Here is a 2,248-nt window from a genome sequence, read left to right on the forward strand (position 1 = left end):
GTTCTCCAAGGGGATACGCGAGCAACTGATCGCCCACCTGCCGCAATTGACGATCCGCGACGGGTTCGGCTCGTCCGAGTCCGGCATGGACGGCAACCTCGAGATCGGCGCGGACGGCTTGATGCGAATCGGCGCCAAGCCGACCGTCAGGGTCGTCGACGAGCGGCACGATCGTGCTGCTGGGCCGGGGCTCGATGTGCATCAACACCGGCGGCGAGAAGGTGTACCCGGAAGAGGTGGATGGCCATCAAGGGCCACCCCGCCGTGATGGACGTGCTGGTCGCCGGTGTCGACGACGAACTCTACGGCCAGCGGGTCGGCGCCGTCGTACAGCCGAGAGAAGGCCACGCGGTGCCCGACCTCGACGAACTGATCGAACACGTCACCACCCGGGTCGCCCGCTACAAGGCGCCGCGGGTGCTCGTGGGCGTCGACACCATCGTCCGGTCCCCCGCGGACAAGGCCGATTACCGCTGGGCCAAGGCGACCCTCGAGTCCACGGAGTAGACGCCGGTAACCTCGCTCACGCCCGTAAGTCGTCGGCCGTCTTTCGGCGAGACGAGTTCCCGCTCGGTGGGACCGGTCGGGACACCTCCTACCTCCAGAACTAGAATTCATTTCATTATTATCGCAAATCAGGGAGAACGCATGAGCAACGTCGTCATCGTCGAGGCCGCACGGACCCCGATCGGTCGCCGCCGCGGACAGTTGGCAGGGGTGCACCCCGCAGTGCTCCTCGGCGCCGCCCAGAAGGCGGTTCTCGACCGCACCGGGCTGCCCGCAGACCAGATCGGACAGCTCGTCGGTGGTGCCGTCACCCAGGCCGGGGAGCAATCCAACAACGTCACCCGGCAGGCGTGGCTGCATGCCGGGCTGCCGTACTCGACCGGCGCCACCACCATCGACTGCGCATGCGGTTCCTCCCAGCAGGCCGTCCACATGGTCGCGGGACTCATCGCGTCGGGACAGATCGACGCCGGCATCGGTTGCGGTGTCGAGGTGATGAGCCGAGTGTTCCTCGGTCAGGCCAATACTCCCGGCACGGGAAACCCCTACCCGGCGGACTGGAGCATCGACATGGGTGATCAGTTCACCTCCGCCGAGCGGATCGCCGCCAAGCGCGGCATCAAGCGCGGCGACGTCGACTCGCTCGGACTCGAGTCGCAGCGTCGCGCCGCAGTCGCCTGGGCAGAGGGCCGCTTCGACCGCGAGATCGTTCCGGTCGAGGCACCGGTCGTCACCAAGGAGGGCGAAGCGACCGGTGAGGTCGCGACCGTCACCCGCGACGGTGGTCTGCGCGAGACGACCGCCGAGGGACTGGCCGGGCTGAAGCCGGTGATCGAGGGCGGAATCCATACCGCCGGCAACTCGTCGCAGGTCAGCGACGGCGCCGCAGCGGTCCTCCTCATGAGCGAGGAGAAGGCCCACGCAGCAGGTCTGCGGCCCCGCGCCCGGATCCTCGCGTCCACCCTGATCGGGTCCGACCCGTACTACCACCTCGACGGTCCGATCGAGTCCACCCAGGGCGTGCTCGACCGCACCGGAATGTCACTGTCGGACATCGATATCGTCGAGATCAACGAGGCCTTCGCTTCCGTGGTGCTGTCGTGGGCACAGGTCCACAAGGCCGACATGAGCAAGGTCAACGTCAACGGCGGCGCCATCGCGCTCGGCCATCCGGTCGGCTCGACCGGATCACGCCTGATCACCAGCGCCCTGCACGAACTCGAGCGCTCGGACCGCTCCACGGCGCTGATCACCATGTGCGCGGGCGGCGCGCTGTCGACCGCCACCATCATCGAGCGCATCTGACGTCGAATCCGACGACCCGCCCGCGCGCTGTGTGGCCGGATCGCTCATTCGCACAGACGATCTCCCCCAACTTCTTCCAACAAAGGATTCGTTCATGACTCTGGGCTTGAGTGACGAGGATCGCGGACTGCGCGATTCGGTGCGCGGCTGGGCCGGGCGCCATGCCACACCCGAAGTGATCCGCGCTGCCGTCGAAGCGAAAGCCGAGACCCGCCCGCAGTACTGGGGTTCGCTCGCGGAACTCGGCATGCTGGGCCTGCACCTTCCGGAGGAGGTCGGCGGTGCCGGCTTCACCCTGCTCGAAACCGCAATCGTCGTCGAGGAACTCGGCCGCGCGATGGTGCCCGGCCCCCTGCTGCCGACCGTGGTGGTTTCGGCCGTCCTGCACGAAGCCGGGCGCACCGGAGAACTCGCCGCCCTGGCCGACGGCTCGCTG

The 2,248-nt window shown here is 67.8% G+C and carries 4 protein-coding genes; 3 read left to right on the top strand and 1 reads right to left on the bottom strand.

Annotation, left to right across the window (positions count from 1 at the left end; translation table 11 throughout):
• A partial coding sequence (locus tag Q8814_RS26600) for a hypothetical protein (RefSeq protein WP_408015988.1) occupies nucleotides 1-208 on the bottom strand: 208 nt, incomplete at its 3' end.
• Between the two features lie 32 nt (nucleotides 209-240).
• Between Q8814_RS26600 and Q8814_RS26605 the strand changes: the two genes are divergently transcribed.
• The 3 genes from Q8814_RS26605 to Q8814_RS25820 all read left to right on the top strand — a co-directional run.
• Nucleotides 241-507: an AMP-binding enzyme gene (locus tag Q8814_RS26605; RefSeq protein WP_408015989.1), complete on the top strand. Its 267-nt coding sequence runs from the start codon at nucleotides 241-243 to the stop codon at nucleotides 505-507.
• 141 nt (nucleotides 508-648) lie between these two features.
• Entirely contained in the window at nucleotides 649-1,812 is a 1,164-nt protein-coding gene (locus tag Q8814_RS25815) for a steroid 3-ketoacyl-CoA thiolase (RefSeq protein WP_330154780.1), read from the top strand.
• Nucleotides 1,813-1,906: 94 nt separating this feature from the next.
• Nucleotides 1,907-2,248, top strand: a 342-nt coding sequence (locus Q8814_RS25820; protein ID WP_330154781.1) for an acyl-CoA dehydrogenase family protein, incomplete at its 3' end; no start/stop codon positions are given.

Source organism: Rhodococcus chondri, from assembly GCF_036327435.1.
Classification (GTDB): Bacteria; Actinomycetota; Actinomycetes; order Mycobacteriales; family Mycobacteriaceae; genus Rhodococcus; species Rhodococcus chondri.

What these genes read in the sequence shown, in the direction of transcription:
- Q8814_RS25815 (WP_330154780.1), top strand. Translation starts at nt 649, where the DNA reads ATGAGCAACGTCGTCATCGTCGAGGCCGCACGGACCCCGATCGGTCGC.
- Q8814_RS26605 (WP_408015989.1), top strand. Translation starts at nt 241, where the DNA reads ATGGCCATCAAGGGCCACCCCGCCGTGATGGACGTGCTGGTCGCCGGT.